Consider the following 16,734-nt stretch of genomic DNA (forward strand, 5'->3'; position numbering starts at 1 on the left):
CCCTTTCGGCGTTGCTTCCCAATAGAGCGGGAAGAGTACGCAACGACGATCGGAATACAGCATGCAGAGCAGCCCCAACTGGCGCAACAGCCCGAAAAGGACGGGCTACAGGGCCTAATAAAGTAACTCCGAGCGAAGCAATAGCACGAAAAGGACGGGCTATTGAGCCCTGAGCAGCCTAACGAGTGCCTCCCTTTGGCGGAGAGCCTTGCTGTCCGGGAAAAGCAAAAAAGACTGTTCCTCTCCCTGCGGAGAGAATGCAGTCCTTTTTTTGATGGGCTTGATTACGAGCCTATAACTATCCTTCAGCCTCGCCGTGCCCAAGTTGATTACCTCTTATCCACAAAACAGCAACCTTTAGGAGTGACTATAGAGACTCGTCACCCGTAGGATCTGCCCCGTCCATATCGTCTGCCTCTCCCTCTTCGGGAGCACCTTGCTCGCCCGCAGAATCCGATGATGCCTCGACAACATGGCTCGACGGCGCCACTCTCGGGTTATTCCACACCTCGAGAATGTTGCCCGCAACGTGACTCCAGGTAAAGTTATCCTCCGTCAGCTTGCGGCCGTTAAGCCCCATCTGCCGGGATTCTCCCAGATTGGAAAGCATCGCGTTAATTTTTGTTGCGTATTCCGCCGGGTCTTCCGGATTCTGAACGATCACGCCGTTATTGCCGCGGATGATCTCCGGATTGCCGCCGCGTGCAGTCGTAATAAGCGGCAGCCCTGCCGCCATCGCCTCGTAGTGAACCCTCGCAAGCGGCTCCTCCCAGATCGATGTGCAGACGAACATATCCGCCGCGCAGAACCACTTATGCACGTCGCTCGCTTGCACGTATCCCGTCGTCATAACGGGCAGCGGCGACGTCTCCGCCATTGCTCGAAGATAAGCGATATAATCGCTGATGCGGTCATCGCTGTACCAGGCCGCTCCCACGATGACAAGCACGGCATCAGAATGTTTGACCTGGGACATCGCGCGTACGAGTACATGCGGTCCTTTATTGCGCGACAAACGACCGACGAATAGAATAACTTTTTTGTTGCCAAGTCCGTGCTGGGCTCGAATATCCTCCCTGTCCCGAAGCGCCGCCCTCGACTGCTTCCACGGGGCGAATCTGCCCAGATCGACGCCGGAATAGATCGTGCGGATCTTGGACTCCGCTTGCGGATAGTCCTTGCAGATGGCGGCACCGATGTAGTTGCTGATCGTAATGATCGTATCGACCCGCTCCACGACGGCGTCGCCTTCCTCCTTGGCCAGCTTGTGAGGGTTAAACATGTCGTTATGCATGCTGAGCACGATTCGGGCATTCGGCATGATCTTCGAGATAGGCATGACGAGACGAGGCCGGTTAAAAATATGAACGAGATCGTAGGAAGTCCCGGCAGCCGCTAAATACGGGATCATATTGCTCATATAGGTTTCCAATGCCCCGTTTGATTCGAAGCGCAAATAACGTACGCCGTCCACCCGCTCGTCGCTTGCCAGCTCGGGATCGTCCCTGCCAATGATCGTAATGTTGTGTTGCGCCTTCAGCAGTCCGACTGCACCGCCGATATATGTCTGAATGGCTCCGCCTCTAATATTCGGTACCGGCAGCTTCTCCGTGCAAATCATCAAAATGTTCAAGCCCAGTCCTCCTTGCCGACTTACTGTCACGGTACGCCGTGAGATACAGCTTCACGCCGACCTTCTTCTTTCCTTTGTTCCACGCTGACCTCGTACGGCTTCCGCCCGCTGCCTTCTTTAAACCATCCCTGACAGCCGCTCCCGACTTCGAAGTCGAAGTGGAACGCTTAGGCGGCTGGCCCCCAGCGGCGGTACCTCTGGACTTCTGCCCGCTGGCCGCGCTCGGCTTGCCGGACTTCGGCTTTCCTGCGGCAGGCGATGCGGCTGGCCCCGTTCTGTATTTGTAGCGTTTCATGCGTTCTCGCTCTGGCGACACGGCTTTCCCCGGCTGGCGCAACGGCGATACGGCCTTTTCCGGCTTGCGTACCGCCACCCCCTCTTGCGAAGGCAGTTGCTCGGATCGCTGAAGCTTGCGGAGCTTTTTCTTGGACAGCTTCTTTAACTCTTTTTTGGACAGCTTTTTTTCTTCTTGTTTGCTCAGCTTCTCTTCTTTCTTTTTGGACAGCTTCTTTAACTGTTTTTTGGAAAGCTTCTTTGCTTCTTTTTTGGCAAGCTTCTTTTCCTCTTTTTTGGACAGCTTGCGTGGTGTTTCTCCGCCCGGAATGATCTTCGCCTTCCCGTCCGGATTGAGGACAATACGAATGGCATCGCCCTTATCCTTGTCCTTGCGTTTGCGTTTGGAGCCAGGAATCTCCACGATCGGCGCCGCGCCTTCCTTGGCATAATCCTTGTAGCGGTAAGGTCCGCTCGGCGCAGCCGTCACGTCCGGATAATCTCCGACCGCATACTTCGTTTTGTCTTTCTCCAGCTCGCGCAGCACATCCCACTTGTTCGTCTCTGTCGCGACGACGCGGTCGAGAATGGCGTTCAGCTCCGTATTCATGAACTCGACGGGCGTAAACACAACCTCTTTGACGTGCTTATAGAATTCATTCGGGAACGCCATGTCGATCCAGAGCAGCTCGAATGTCTCTTGATCCAGCGGGTTCGCGGAGTGATACGCGTCGATGACTCCTCTGATCCACTCCAGATCCCAAGCGCCCATATCGTCCATGGTGCTGGTAATGATTTTGCGGAGATCCCGGATAGGGAGGTCGAAGGCGACCCCGTCAAGATCGATGACCCAGATGCCGCCAGGACCCATCTGTCCGTTGGACCAGCCGTAATCTTGGTGGGCCAGCCCCCAGTGAGCCTCGCCTTTCGCAACCATTCTTTTGTAAGCCGATTCCTGGAACCGCTTGAGGATGTCGCGCGCCTGCCCCTCGAACGTATCCAGCACGGACAATAGATGTCCGCTCGCTTCTGTATTGGGATAAGCATTGGCAATATGGCGGAACCAGCCAATTTTCGTCATGATCTTCTGGTACTGGCTCTCCCACTTGAAAATACGGGACGATTTGCCCGCCTCGGCAGGCGGCTCGTAACCCTTTGACCATTGATGAAACTCCCCGAGACCGTGGCACAATGTCCGCGCTCCCTCCAGATCGATCTTCATGACGGGCGTCAACGTATCGATCCAGTCCGTTACGATCCACAGCTTCCCTCCGGCTTCAACGGAATTGCGTCCATCCTTGGTGAGAATAATCCCTGGCACTCTGGCGCCCTTGCTGACTACGTACTCCTGCGCGCCGACGCTAAACAGACTTCGCTGCGGCGTCCGATGCAGCACCTTCAGACTCCTTGGTCCGCGGTTTGTCTCGATCCGCCAGATGGCGCCGCCTTTGTCCGGCTTGGACGTTATCAGCGTCATTCCGCTGACGCTCATATCGTAAGATTTCATGACCTCATACGCGAGCTTCTCCACTTCGGGCGGCACGTATTGTTCCAAGTTAAGGGAACGCATCGATTCGTCCGAAGACAGATCATCCCAGGGCACAATTTGATATTGTTCCAACTGGCTACCTCCACTCTAGTCAAGCTAAATAAGCGATGTCCTCTTATCTATATGCGCTACTGCGGTCTATCGATTGGACATGAGTGGAGATGAAAGCGCCCTATTGCCTAAGTCTAGCCTATCGTTCTTATACGCAAGAGCAGAGCTCTATCAAATTTCGAGAGGGATACCGCGATGCCGATGTCGCAAATTTGTAGTAGGGGAGTGACGCAATCATCGACTACTTCGCCGCTCACTGTAATGTTACGATGAGGGTAATGTCACGATTATCGAATAGGGAGATGAATGCAACACATGAGCAGAATCATTCGCATCGGCATCATCGGAAGCGGCGGCATCGCCGGGGGACATCTGCGGGCTTATCAAAACATGGAGAACGTCGAAATCGTAGGCGCGGCGGATATCGTGCCGGGGAGGGCTCGGCAATTCCTTGACGCCGCCGGTCTGACGGAAGCACAGGCATTTCAAGATCATCGCCGGCTGCTGGAGCTGGAGCTGGACGGCGTCAGCATCTGCACGCCGAACGTTTCCCACTACCAGACGACGCTCGACGCGCTCCGGGCAGGCAAGCATGTGCTGCTGGAGAAGCCGATGTCCGTCACGCTGGACGAGGCGATTGAGATGACGAAGGCATCACAGGATACCGGCAACATGCTGACGATCGGCTTTCAGCCGCGTTACGACCCCAACATGAAGCTGATTCGTCAAGTCATTCAGGAGGGCAAGCTGGGCAAGGTGTATTACGTGGAGGTTGGCGGCGGACGCCGCAGAGGGATGCCCGGAGGCACCTTTATCCGCAAGGAGCTTGCCGGGGCGGGCGCAATGGCGGATATCGGCTGTTACTCGCTCGACTTCGCGCTGCAGGCGCTTGGTTCTCCCAAGCCGCTGACGGTGTCGGCGGTGACTTCGAACTATTTTGGCACCAATCCTGCGTACCATCCCGAAGCAAGCCGCTTCGACGTCGAGGATTTCGGCGCGGCCTTTATTCGCCTGGAGGGAGGCATTACGCTCCAATTCAAAATCTCCTGGGCCATGCACATGGACACGCTCGGCGCATCCATGTTCCTCGGCACGGATGCGGGGCTTAAAGTAACGCCTGCCGGTCAAGGACCATGGTCGGGCGTATGGGACGGACAGGTCGGCAGCATGACGCTGTATCACGATCTGCTGGGCAAGCATACGCAGACTCCGCTTCCGCGCATCGAACATAACTTGAACGTGTTCGAGGAGAAGGTGAAGGACTTCGTCCGCGCCCTGAGCGACGGAAGCGCCGCTCCGATCCCGGCATCGGAGATTCTGTACAACCAAGCCATTATCGACGGCATCCTGCGCTCTTCGGCGGCAGGCAAGGAAGTCGATATCGAGCTGCCGAACTTGGGCTAGCAGGGAGGAACGGCCATTCTCCGATTATATTGCCGAGAGAATGGCCGTCAACTTACCCATCGTTTTTTGGATTATTCGCGAGCGAAGCACCTATCTTGCTTCGCCTTCTACTGCATCGGCAGCCAAGCGACCTTCCAGATGCCTGCTTTGTTGCGCAGCAGTTGGAAACCCCGCGCATCCTCCACGGTCCCGCCGAACGTTGGCCTTATCGTAATCGTCGCTTGACCTAAATCGACCTCCTCGCCCAGCCGATAACCCATCATGAGCCTATCCCACAATCGCCACGTCCGCTGCGCAAGGCCTGGATCATGCGAAATATCGTTCATATAGGTTTCAAAGTCGGGAACCGTAAACCCCTCATCTTGAATCAACAAGGCGTAAACGGTTTTCTCATCCCTGTTCAACTGAGCCTGCACGTAATAACGGAAAATTTGGATCGGGGACAATCCCCTCAGCAGATTTTCATCGCGACTTGCCGCGTACCGCTCGTAACCCTTCAATTCCTCGGAGGTCATTAGCCAATTCTCCGTCATCGCCGACAACAGCAGCCTTCGCTTCTCGTTCTCCGCAATGAAAGGATTGGGCACAAAATCCCTCCCCTCGACAAAGCCCGTAATGCCATCCTCGGATCTTATCCGATAACGCCCGTTTGCCATCTTCTCTTCGACAAACACGCTGTTAAACCATGGCACCTCGATCTCTCTGCCGCTTATATCCTTGATCACAGCTCCTTGCCTCAGAACGCCTTCCATTGCCATTGCCGGATCCCAATCCATTAATCCGCTCTTCCGCAGCCATAACTCGCCCCCGTAAGGCTGATCATAGGTTATGATATCGACGCCCACCCAGTCTTGGAACTCCTTTACGACTTTGACGACCTTGCCAGGGGCGATCTCAGGCCCGGACGGCTCCATCTCCTCCGGATTCGTACTCATCGTCACCGCGCTCTCTGCAAACATCAAATAGGGCTCGACGGCATCGACTGGCGCCTCATCCTTGTCCTTCGTCAAATACCACGCGTTCATCCATCCCACATCGCCACCCTGGTTCACCTTGGCGTATTCCCCCGAAATATCCAGCACCTTTAACGGAACGCCTGTCGTTACCGTATATACGGCCGCTTCCTTTGTATAAGGATTCGGTACCGTATACAAACCCGTTTCCCCCTTCGCGTAAAAATCGCCGACCATGGGTTTCGGACCTTCCGTCGGCTGGGGAGTGGCTTGCGGCGTTACCGTCGGCACGGTCGTAGATGGTTCCGTACCGAACCAACCGGCAGGCTGAAAGACGAGAATGAGCGCCAGGACGGAAGCAACCGCCAGCCCGGACGCGGCATACATCCAAATACCGCTCCGGCCTCTCCGTCCGCCGTCCCGCGCCTTACGGCCAATCTCCTTCATGCGTTCCTCCGTAAACGTGCGTTCGCGGAACGGCCCCGCCTTCATCCGTCCATACCAATCCGGCCTATGCTCGCTCATGGACGCCGCCTCCTTCCCACATCTCCGCGGCTTTGCGCCGCGCTCTCGACAATCTTGATTTCACCGTTCCGACCGGCAATCCCGTCAGCTCGGCCATCTCCTTGAGGCTCATCTCGTATTTGGCATCCAGTACGAGGAGCTCGCGGTATTTGGCCGGAAGGGCCATGACGGTCTCCCATATTTCGTCGGCCAGCTGGTTGCCCATCGCCACGGTCTCAGCGGAAGGCTCTCTCCCCGGCCGTTCTGGCTGCCCAACGGGAATGACGCGCCTTAGAAACGCGGACCGCCGATAATTAAACGCGCAGTTCCGCGTAATCGCGAACAGCCACGTCTGCATGGACGATTCGCCCCGGTATCGATTCGGGCTTCGGAACACCTTCAGAAACGTCTCCTGCGCAATATCGTCCGCCCAATCCTTCCTTTTGGTCAGGAAATACGCATAATTCCATACTTCCTGGCCGTGTTGCCGCATCAGCTCGTTCAGATCCTCAGGCGAAAATCGTTCGACGAACCTCCAGTAATCCTGCTCCATTCCGACCACCTCTACCCAATTAGACACATGAAACGGCTCCTAGGTTCCATTTTGAACGACAAAAAAGTTGGACAGAACGCAAAACGTTCTGCCCAACTTTTGTTGTTGTACGCCACTGCCTCATTGCGTATTGACGAATTAGTCGGCAATCAGTTGAGGCTCGCCCCAAAATGCCCAGTCATAACCGTAGTCGCCCATGGAATCCGTAATCAAGGTCAGAACGACACTCTCGCCTGCATAATCGGCCAAGGAAATATGGAACGGCTCCCAAGCCGCGCCTGGCATCATGTCTTCCGACCATACGATGTTCCCGTTTACCGCAATACGGAATCCGACGCCTCCGGACTCGTCCGCCCCATCCTTGATCCCGGCAAACCCGGTGAGCGCAGCATCTGTACCGACGGGCAATCGCAGCGCGTATTCCACATGCGTTTGACCTCGCTGAGGCGGATGCGCGTCCAGCCCCTGCTTGTTAACATGGTTGACGGAGCCGGTTCCCGCAAACCCTCCGAAGGGAGCCTGCGCCAATCCTTCCATGCCATTGTCGAACCACAGACTTGTGTCGAAGGGAGCGCTATCCAGCGAGAACGGAAGCGTCACCGGCGTCAAGGCGTCATAAATCAGATAGACCGTATCCGATGCCGGCGCCGTTATCGCGAATTTGCCGTTGCCCAGGTCGGATAACCCCGCTTGACCCGATACCGATTTTATTTCCGCCGCTGCCCGAGGGCTCACGATCTCCAGCTCTACCATTCGCGCTTGCTCGCCAGCCGGCTCCAGCACAACGCGAGGCTCCACCCATACGGCTGAATCATTATCAACGGTTGCTCCCGGATGCGTCTCCAGCCTGACGGTTACGGTCGTGCCGGCGAAGGAAGACAGATCAAGCTCCATAGGGGCTGCAGTCGCGCTTCTGCTGAATTGTTCTTCGCTCAGAACGACGCGCGTCCCGGGTGCAGCCGACTTCTCCCATGCCAGAGCCTTAAACGTCACTCCGTCGCTGTGCAGCACATTTTGCTCGGACCCGAGTTGTACGCCGACCCGTAAGCTTGCTGCCACATCGGCCGGAATATCCACATCGAACTCCAGCCAAGTGTGGCCTTCTTGCCACTGCCCGATATAAGGCGGATGAGCCAGCATGCGATCTCCCCAATGCTGCACCGTGCCTCCTCCCGCAAATGCATAGGAAAAGCCGTTCGTGGAGGAGAAGGACGTATCGGTCTGATGGACCGTGTCATCGCCCATCGTTTCGCCTGCGCGAATCGGTCCGGAATAATTCAGGAAGTTGATTTCGCTTGCCTGAAGCAGGTCCTCCATACGAATCACGGCATGGTTTGTCCGGAGCGCCAATTGCTTGAGGCGTACATTCTCCGGCCAGTCATAAATATGAAAAGCGTTTAAATCGCGAGGTTCGCTGTTGTACAGATACGTTTGACCGGGATTGAGCCCGTACAGTCTCGAATCGTCATACAAACGCCAGCCCGGAATGGTTCCCGACAATTCATAGGCTTCAGAACCGTACAAGTAACGTACAACATGGGTCCCTTGCCACGGGAAACCCGATGAACGGACATGCAGTTTCTCGCCAAAAGAATCTCGCACATATTGCGCAGTTTTGCCGTCCTCTGTACGGAAGGCAAACAGCGTGCTGCCCGTCCAGCCTGTAAAGCTCGCCTCCGGCCTTGCGTCCTGATACCAATTGGCCTCCGCGAACAACTGTTCCATGAGCGGAGTCGGATTCGCCACCTGCCCGTAGTTGGGTCTGGATAACATCGGAACGGCCCCCAGCCTGTTTTGAACCACTTTATGCCAGGCCATATAATACTCCTCCGTCATCGGATTGGCATGATCGGGATGTCCGTAAATCGTCGTATACGGGGCAAAGATGGCTGAGCTTGCCGGAACGACCTGATCAATCTTGCCGTTGTCCCAGGTGCCCGTACCGGAAAAGATGCCATACGCATGCCGCTGCGCAAAGGACTCGTAGCGCGTTGTGATTTCATTAAGGCTTTCTCCGCCCAATGCGATATGCGCCGGAAGCGCCTGCCGCAGCTCGCGATGCAGCGCGAGATTGCCTTGCATCATATTTTTGCCGTCAATAAGACCGTTCGCGTCATTGTACATGAGCAGAGATTGGTCCAAATGGATGGCGTCGGGACCGACTTCATCCACCAGATCCGCCATCTTGTCCACAAACAGCTCGCGCCAGGCTTCCGCCGCCGGATTGATGACGGCAAACGCAATCTGCTCCGAACCCGCCGAATACTCCCATTTCTTAGGCGTCAGCGTATAGGGGTCCTTGACCTGATAGGCTTGCAAGGCCGCATATGCCGGGTTGTCGAGCGATACGCCGAATATATTGACATACAGCATGACCTTGAAGCCGAGCGCCTGCGCCGATTGCACCTTGTCTGCCATATCCGCCTTGGGCGCGTAATTCGGGAAGTTGACGTCATAGGGGTCCTCGCGCCACCCGGGCACCACCAGCAAAGTCTGATCCGCCTGTACCTTCTGGGCCAACTGATCCAGCATATCCGGATCTTCCAGATCGGTCAGCACAGTAAAGCGAATATCGTTGGCCCATGCAGGCTCCAGCGCGGAAAGCTCGGACAGGCTGAAGGTTTGATCCGCCCAATCGCGATACATCAACGCTCCGTTGGTCCAATTCCCGGCATAAGCCTTCAGTCGCCAGTCCGTGGATACTGCCGTTTTGGTCTGCTGGAACGGCGCCGGTGTATGCGTTTCCAATCCGATATGGAAATAGCCGTTCTCATGTTTGACATGCAAGGTTTTGAAAAACATCGCATCGTCATTCGCATGCACAAGCATGCCTCCGCCATCGCCTTGTATCAACAGCATTTGCGCTTCCCAGACATCCGGATAGGCAAATTGGCGGAACCCGTAAGCGGCATCGGGAGATTCCGCCGTCAAGCGAATGCCCCCAAGAACGGGAAGGATAAGATCATGGGTATCCGGCACGATTAATCCCCATTGGATGCCCGTAATCCCCTCCGCGGCGGACTCGGCATACTGGCTAATCGTCAGCGTTCCGTCATATTTGCGGGCCACCGTCGTCTCCAGCTCGGCTTTCGCCGAGCCTTCGCCCCATTCATGTTCAACAGTGGCATGCCCTTTTTTACCCGTCACGGCGGTCCCAGCGGCGTTATTCCACAATGCATTTAGGGTAAGATGACGAATGCCGGTCAGCTCGCCGTTTTCGCCATAAGCCAATTGAGCGTTTCCGTAAGTAAAATCAATGTTGCCCGTTGCGGAATTAAATCCGACATACTGGCCTTCCGCCGCAGCCCTGCCCGGAGCCCATTGACACAGAAGCAATACAGCCAGGCCGGCCAGCCACATTTTTTTGCTTGCCGCTCTCATAACACGACCCCTTTCGCCTCTTGATCGGCCCGTCCTTCCTCTTATTGCTGGGCCGATAACCAATCATTAATTTCATGCAAGATCGTTTCTCCGCCAAGCTTATGCCAGTCTGAAACAAACACATCGAATTCATCGATGGATGCGGCGCCCATAATGATTTTTGTAAAGGTTTCCCGTTCCATCTTGTCAAGCGTGGCCCACTTGTCGATCATCGTCGGCGTTTGTCCGCCAAAAGCCGTCATGAGCAGGCGATCGCCCGTATAATGATCCATCGTCGTCACAAATCCGAAATATTGATGCGCCACCGCCCAGCTATCGATGCTGCCGGTCTTCAAGTAGTTAACGGTAGGCCCGTATTTGTCGCTCTCCGTCAGCGTATCCCCAAGCAGGCTTTCATCCTCGTTTTCTATAGCGCGCCGCAGCAGCTCCAACGATTCCAGCACGCCTTCATTGGACACGCCGGATTGCACAAGTGACAAACGGGATGTATTGATTCTCTCGCCGTTCTCTTCCACCGTAATAAATTCGCCTTCGTCTCTCCTCGAACCGTGAACAACCTCCTCGTGCAAGTTCAGCATCTTGACGACTGCTTCGGGATGCGCAAAACCTTTGCGCACAACGACATAACCGCTTGCGGAAAAGCTTGCGCTGGCTCTGGTCGGCGTTCCGTCCACGGATGGAACCGGGTACGACTTCCATTCCATGTCCGGATTTTTTTTCACCGCATCGATAAACACATAGGGATTCCAGTTCGCGCCAAAAGCCATGCCGATTCTGTTAGCGGCGATATCCTCCGCCACTTTATTGCTGTCTTTGACGCCGAAGTCGCGATCAAGCTGACCGTCCCTGTACATCTCGCGCAGCTTGGCCAGCGCATCCTTCATTTCCGGCTGAACCGAACCGTATACGATTTCTCCGGTTGCAGCTTTAAGCCATATTTGGGGATAAGCATGGTAAGCATTAAAAAAACCGGTCGTCGATACAATCGGACCGTACAAATAATTGCCGACCCCAAGTCCGTATGTATCCTGCTTCTGGTTTCCATCGGGGTCCCGTTCAGTAAATGCTTTGGCGATTTCGAGTACATCATCCAGCGTCTCCGGTTCGGGCAAACCCAACTTATCCAGCCAATCCGTCCGCACCCACAGCAGATTCGACTCATAGATCGGAGCATTTACAACCGGAATGGCAAGCAGCTTGCCATTAAACGTCGCCGAAGCGAGCGCCGCTCCTCCATCGCCCATCTGCAGCTTCTTCGTATGATCGGAGGCGTATTTCTCGTAAGCGTCCGTCAGATCCTCCAATTGTCCGCCGTCTGCAAGCTGCTTGAGTTGACTCGATGTTACCGAGAATACATCCGGCAAATCTCCGGAGGCAATCGCTACGTTCAGCCTGCGGTTGTATTCCCCTAATAACGCAGTCCAGTCATGAACAACCTGGATGCCAAGCAAACTTTCATATTCCCGATACCAGATGTTGTTGTCGATGCTGTCGCCTTGCGGATAAGTCCAGGTCTGATCAACCGAACGCGCAACACGAACCTTGACCGGCGGATCGTATTTCCCGAAGGGGTTGGCACTGACAGCGGCCTCCTTGTCCACAGCGGACGGCTCTTCCTTCGTCTCGTTCCCTCTGTTCCCTATCGCGTTGCCTGTGTCAGTATTCGTCGCTTTGTCGCAGGCTGTCAGCAGCAGCAGCGACACCGCGATGCAGGCTGCCAGCACGGATAAACATTTGATATTCATTTCCATCACCTCTGACATGTGGATATACAGATGCGCGGCCCGTGCTGCCCGAATTTATTATAAAATTGTTTTGCCCGGCCGCTCTACTTGCCATTTTTCATTTTTCATTATCCTTTTTGGATACGCTTTGCCGTTCCCGATATTCCTGGGGCGTCAGTCCCGTAGCCTTCTTGAAAAAGCGGTAAAAGGAATGTTCCGTCATAAATCCAATCGATTTCGAAATATCCTGCACGATGACGTCCCCTTGCTCCAGCAGCTTCCGGGCTTTGGCCAATCTGACCGACGCGATAAAGTCGGTCAACGCTTCATTTGTGATCCGCCGGTAAAGCTTGGTCAAGTAATAGGGGTTGTAGCCCACAACTTCGCCGATTCGCGTCAATGACAAATCGCCTGCCAAATTATGCTCCACGTAAAGCCGAATATGTTTGACGAGGTCGTCTTCACTGTAGATATGGTCGTTGTGCTTCTGCTCGAACAGGCATTCGGCCAATTGCGACAAATAACTTAACGCTTCGTGCCATGAACTGTGGGCATCATATTTAACCAATTTGGCCAAATCGATCATACGCCCGATTACTTTATGCAGCTCCCAACGATTCATATAGGATAGAAACAGCGTTGCCGTGGAGTAGTAGATTTCCAGCTTCAACGTATCGTCCTTATTGACAACGGCAGGCAATGCCGCCAATTTATCGAATTCGATCATAAAATGCTCTTTCTGACCATTTTCCAGATAAGCCGCCATTGCCGGCAGCTTGCCAAGCTGACTGCGTACCTGATGGAATTGCACCTCCACCTTGTCCGTCCTTGCGCGGCGATCATCAAGCAATATCAACTCTTTGCCCATGCCGAGCCCTCGGCCAAGCAATTGCGTCAGGGCGCTGAACTGCTCCGCAACTTGATTCCATGGAAGAAACTCCGCGCTTGCCGCGAGCGATACACTTAGCTTAAGCGTCTGCCGGCATGAAATTTGTACGGTCTCCATCGTTCTGTGCATATGGCGCAACGCGGATTCGACGGGAATGTCGTTCCCTTCCGCAGGCTGCATCAACCATAGCAGCTTGTTTCTCTCGAATCTTACCGTCAGGCATCTGGCCGACGCCGTCCATAGCTCCTCCGCAATGTTCTGGATGGCGTACAACATCAGCTCCCGGTCGGATACGCCAAGCTTGTCGCGCCAGTCGTCCACGCGCCCCATCACCAGCAGCACGTCTTGCCGGGCATCGAGCGGACACTCCCATTGCGCGAACTTGTCCGACATGCCGCGAAGCGATTGCCTGTCTCCTTGCAGAACCTCGAGCAAATAATCGTTGATCAACAGCGGTCTGGCCATACGCATCTGGCTTTCCGCGCTCTGAATAAACGCCTTGGATTCTACAGCCGCATACAATTGCGCGGAGGCCTTCTCTACAGCGCGAAGGATGGCGTCCGGGCCCTCCATCTTGAGCAGATATTCGACTCCGCCATTGCGCATGACCTGTTGAATATATTGAAATTCATCGTAGCCGCTTAAAAAAATGATTTTACACCAGGGCCATTGCCTGACGATTTCTTTCTGGAGCTCCAATCCATCCAAACCGGGCATACGAATGTCGGACAACACGATGTCAAACTTCATTCTCTCCAGCATTTCAAGCGCTTCTTGCCCCGAATAAACGCCGAAAGCCTCGATTTCGAGCTCGTCCGACTGCCTGAACAGGTCCAGCAGACTTTCTACAATGAGCCGTTCATTATCGACAATAAGCAATCTGATCATCACTCTTCACCTTCTTCTCTTCGTATCGTCAATCGCGCTTGAAGCCCGCCAAGCTCGCTTCGCGAAACCTGCAAACCGCAATCTTCGCCGAATTTCAGCTGCAGTCTGCGATGCACGTTCAATATACCTGTGGTCTCCATCGCCCGGTCGGCAGCGGCAATCGCTTTGCGCATATCCTCAAGCCGGCTGTCACCCAGCTCTTCCCCATTATCATCCACTTCGATCATGAGCCGATTTTCTTCGACTTCCCGGAAACGAAGGGTCAGAAGGCCGTCGGCTTGTTTGTTCTCCAAGCCGTACTGGTAGGCATTTTCGATTAAAGGCTGGACAATCAATCGCGGTACCATAACCGACTCCCAGGCAATGGGCACATCCTCCAGCTCGACGAGCACCGTATCGGAGAATCGGATTTTTTGAATTTCAACATAAGCCCGGGCATGTTTCATTTCCGCGGCAAGGGTTACGCTCTCCGCCCCGCTCCTCGTAATAAACTGAAAGTAACTGCCGAGATGATGAAACATTTTATCCGCCAATTCATGTTCCCTCATCTGCACCAGACCCTGCAAAATAAAAAAGCTGTTATAAAAAAAATGCGGATTGATTTGCGATTGCAATTGCTTCAGCTCGGACTGCTGGGAACGAATTCGCTGCTCGTACACCTCGTGAATCAGCGATTGAATCTGGCCCAGCATCGCGTTGAATTGATTGTATACGTAATGAAATTCATCCCGGTTGACGTGATAAACCCTCACGCCGAGATCGCCTTTCTCGACTTTGCGGAATGATCCGATCAGCCTTTTGATCGGTTTGTGTATCAGCTGATGAATCCAATAGGAGAACACAATGACGAGCAGCAAGGCGATCACCGATACAATCCCGATCCAGTTGCGATGTTCGCTAAGCGGCTGCATGACCGTCTTCGCCGGGGTAAACACGGCAAGCGTCGCCCCCAGCGCCGGTGAATACTCATGCGCAGTGAAATAGGCTACACCGCCGGAAACCACTTGAAGCTGCCCTCTTTGCGGCCATTCGTTGCCTTCATACGATCCCAGGCCGTCCGCCAGCAGCTCCAGCAGCTCGCTATCGGCATTTGTCGAAACCTGCCATCGTCCGCTGGCGTCGATCCATGCCACGCCTCCCTGCCCGCCCTCCGACATGCTAGACAACGTCCGAACGATCTCGGCGCGCGACAATTCGATCTCCATCGCCAACACCGGGGCGCGATCCGCGTAGACGGAATCGGGATATGCGCCGCTCATCAGCAGCCGGCCCTGTATCCCGAATAACGCGGATCGCATTCGCTCCGAGTCGGTAATCGCCTCCAGTTCACCGTCGGTAATCTGATAATCAAAGTTGTTGGCATTAATGCTTCTGTTCAAAGCCGGTATATAGAGCGTGACGTTTTCTACGAACGGACTTGAGCTTTTTAGCAAATAGAGCTTGTTTTTGATGGACAAAATAGCCTGCGTCCGCTCAAAGTCGTCCAGCCGCTCTGGTGTATTGGCAAGCGCCAGCAAATCGTCGTCGTTAAGATATTCCCACTTCAGACGAGTAAGCCGGGCGAGCTCCGTCTCCAGGGAAACCGTATAAAAGTGCACACGGGACGCCATGGAATCGGAAATTTGCGTCTGTACGATGTCTTGCCCGGAACGATTCATCATCAGGCTGGAAATGTAAATCGGCACAATAACCAGTAAAAAGGACAAAACCAGCTTCGGATAAATCGTAAGCGATTTCAAAAAATCAGGCATGCGGCACCTTCCCTCCTACAACTTGACCCTGCATAGGCTAAAGCATACACCGCCTTGCTTCGAGAGGACAACAAAAAGAGAGGCCCTAAGCCTCCCCTATTACATTTCCAACAAAAACTGTATCGTTTTGTCTTCAAAGGCCGGCAGTCTCTCATGAACAAAGTCGGGATAAATCTCCATTCGTTTCTCGGAGCCAATGGCATTGTAAGCGGCAAATTGCGTCGACGGCGGACAGACGGTGTCCAGCAATCCGACTCCCATCATCACTTTGCCTCGAATACGCGGCGCGAGATGTCCCACATCGATATAACCAAGCCTCTCGAAAATTTCGGTTTCGCGCAAATGCTGGGGATCGTGATGGCGGAAAAACGTTCTCAGTTCTTCATACGCATCCCGCGCCAGATCCATCTCCCACACTCTTCTGTAATCGCAGAGAAAGGGGACGCTGGGTGCGGCACGATTCACGCGGGGTTCCAGAGCCGCGCATGCCAGGGCAAGTCCTCCCCCTTGCGAACCGCCGATCGCAGCCACGCGTTCAGCGTCGACCTCAGGCATATTCATGACAATGCCGGCTAGCTGCGCCGTATCCAGAAAAATTTGGCGAAACAGCAGCCGATCGGGATGATCGTCCAGTCCTCGTATAATATGACCCTTATGCGTCGTACCTTTGATGCCGCCCGTATCCTCGGAATTCCCCCCTTGACCCCGGCAGTCCATTGCCACCACCGTAAAGCCCAGCGACGCATAAATCAGCTTATCGGCCCAATCCGCCGAATGATGCGCATAACCATGGAATTGCAGGACTGCAGGATGCGGCTCCTCCACATGAAGCGGTCGAACCAGCTTCGCATGGATGCGCGCGTCTCCCGTCCCGTTAAAGTAAAGATGGAAACACTCGGCATACGGAACCTGAAATTCGCTCCGGACAAGCTCGACTTGCGGATCTGTTTCTTGCATGGCTGCAAGCGCCCGTTCCCAATATTCGTCAAAATCATTCGGGCGCGGATTGGTCCCGGTATATTTTTTTAATTGATCGAGCGGCATGTCGACTAGCGGCATGGGTATGCACCTCCATAACAAATGATTGCGGATCGAAGCCCGACATATAGTACAATATTTGCATCAAATTCGATTTACATTGAATCTAAAACATTTCAGCTATCGTGACAATAGCAAAATAT

General features: G+C 54.3%; 10 protein-coding genes. 1 reads left to right on the forward strand and 9 read right to left on the reverse strand.

Features of this window, described 5'->3' with window-relative positions; translation table 11 throughout:
- Window positions 1-367 precede the first annotated feature (367 nt).
- Complete coding sequence (locus KJW29_RS25740; protein WP_214626775.1) at window positions 368-1,633, reverse strand: glycosyltransferase family 4 protein; 1,266 nt, start codon at window positions 1,631-1,633, stop codon at window positions 368-370.
- The gene (locus tag KJW29_RS25745) at window positions 1,584-3,527 is read right to left on the reverse strand and encodes a CotS family spore coat protein (protein ID WP_246608381.1); all 1,944 of its coding nucleotides are present in this window, start codon (window positions 3,525-3,527) and stop codon (window positions 1,584-1,586) included. The genes KJW29_RS25740 and KJW29_RS25745 overlap by 50 nt, the downstream gene beginning before the upstream one ends.
- Before the next feature lie 294 nt (window positions 3,528-3,821).
- On the opposite strand from KJW29_RS25745, the gene KJW29_RS25750 reads away from it, so the two are divergent.
- A complete protein-coding gene (locus tag KJW29_RS25750; RefSeq protein WP_214626776.1) occupies window positions 3,822-4,910 on the forward strand; it encodes a Gfo/Idh/MocA family protein in 1,089 nt (362 codons plus the stop codon).
- Window positions 4,911-5,017: 107 nt separating this feature from the next.
- Here the strand turns inward: KJW29_RS25750 and KJW29_RS25755 are convergent, their stop codons facing one another.
- From KJW29_RS25755 to KJW29_RS25785, 7 genes are all read right to left on the reverse strand, one after another.
- Complete coding sequence (locus KJW29_RS25755; RefSeq protein ID WP_214626777.1) at window positions 5,018-6,388, reverse strand: SH3 domain-containing protein; 1,371 nt, start codon at window positions 6,386-6,388, stop codon at window positions 5,018-5,020.
- Window positions 6,375-6,947 (reverse strand): RNA polymerase sigma factor, encoded by a 573-nt coding sequence (locus tag KJW29_RS25760; RefSeq protein WP_246608382.1) that lies wholly within the window; start codon window positions 6,945-6,947, stop codon window positions 6,375-6,377. The genes KJW29_RS25755 and KJW29_RS25760 overlap by 14 nt, the downstream gene beginning before the upstream one ends.
- A 111-nt stretch (window positions 6,948-7,058) precedes the next feature.
- The gene (locus KJW29_RS25765; RefSeq protein WP_214626778.1) at window positions 7,059-10,301 is read right to left on the reverse strand and encodes a DUF6259 domain-containing protein; all 3,243 of its coding nucleotides are present in this window, start codon (window positions 10,299-10,301) and stop codon (window positions 7,059-7,061) included.
- A gap of 41 nt (window positions 10,302-10,342) precedes the next feature.
- A complete protein-coding gene (locus KJW29_RS25770; RefSeq protein WP_214626779.1) occupies window positions 10,343-12,046 on the reverse strand; it encodes an extracellular solute-binding protein in 1,704 nt (567 codons plus the stop codon).
- Between the two features lie 97 nt (window positions 12,047-12,143).
- Window positions 12,144-13,802 (reverse strand): response regulator transcription factor, encoded by a 1,659-nt coding sequence (locus tag KJW29_RS36560; protein ID WP_214626780.1) that lies wholly within the window; start codon window positions 13,800-13,802, stop codon window positions 12,144-12,146.
- Window positions 13,802-15,553, reverse strand: a complete 1,752-nt coding sequence (locus KJW29_RS25780) for a sensor histidine kinase (RefSeq protein ID WP_214626781.1) — start codon at window positions 15,551-15,553, stop codon at window positions 13,802-13,804. Before KJW29_RS25780 ends, KJW29_RS36560 begins: the two co-directional genes overlap by 1 nt.
- 99 nt (window positions 15,554-15,652) lie before the next feature.
- Window positions 15,653-16,612 carry an alpha/beta fold hydrolase gene (locus tag KJW29_RS25785; protein ID WP_214626782.1) on the reverse strand — a complete coding sequence of 320 codons (960 nt, stop codon included), beginning with the start codon at window positions 16,610-16,612 and terminating at the stop codon, window positions 15,653-15,655.
- Between the last annotated feature and the right edge of the window lie 122 nt (window positions 16,613-16,734).

This window comes from Paenibacillus agaridevorans, assembly GCF_018604145.1.
Taxonomy (GTDB): domain Bacteria; phylum Bacillota; class Bacilli; order Paenibacillales; family Paenibacillaceae; genus Pristimantibacillus; species Pristimantibacillus agaridevorans.

Excerpts from the sequence above, each read along its gene's own strand:
- KJW29_RS25750 (WP_214626776.1), top strand. The coding sequence starts at position 3,822 with ATGAGCAGAATCATTCGCATCGGCATCATCGGAAGCGGCGGCATCGCC.
- KJW29_RS25755 (WP_214626777.1), bottom strand. The coding sequence starts at position 6,388 with ATGAGCGAGCATAGGCCGGATTGGTATGGACGGATGAAGGCGGGGCCG.
- KJW29_RS25765 (WP_214626778.1), bottom strand. The coding sequence starts at position 10,301 with ATGAGAGCGGCAAGCAAAAAAATGTGGCTGGCCGGCCTGGCTGTATTG.
- KJW29_RS25770 (WP_214626779.1), bottom strand. The coding sequence starts at position 12,046 with ATGAATATCAAATGTTTATCCGTGCTGGCAGCCTGCATCGCGGTGTCG.
- KJW29_RS36560 (WP_214626780.1), bottom strand. The coding sequence starts at position 13,802 with ATGATCAGATTGCTTATTGTCGATAATGAACGGCTCATTGTAGAAAGT.
- KJW29_RS25780 (WP_214626781.1), bottom strand. The coding sequence starts at position 15,553 with ATGCCTGATTTTTTGAAATCGCTTACGATTTATCCGAAGCTGGTTTTG.
- KJW29_RS25785 (WP_214626782.1), bottom strand. The coding sequence starts at position 16,612 with ATGCCGCTAGTCGACATGCCGCTCGATCAATTAAAAAAATATACCGGG.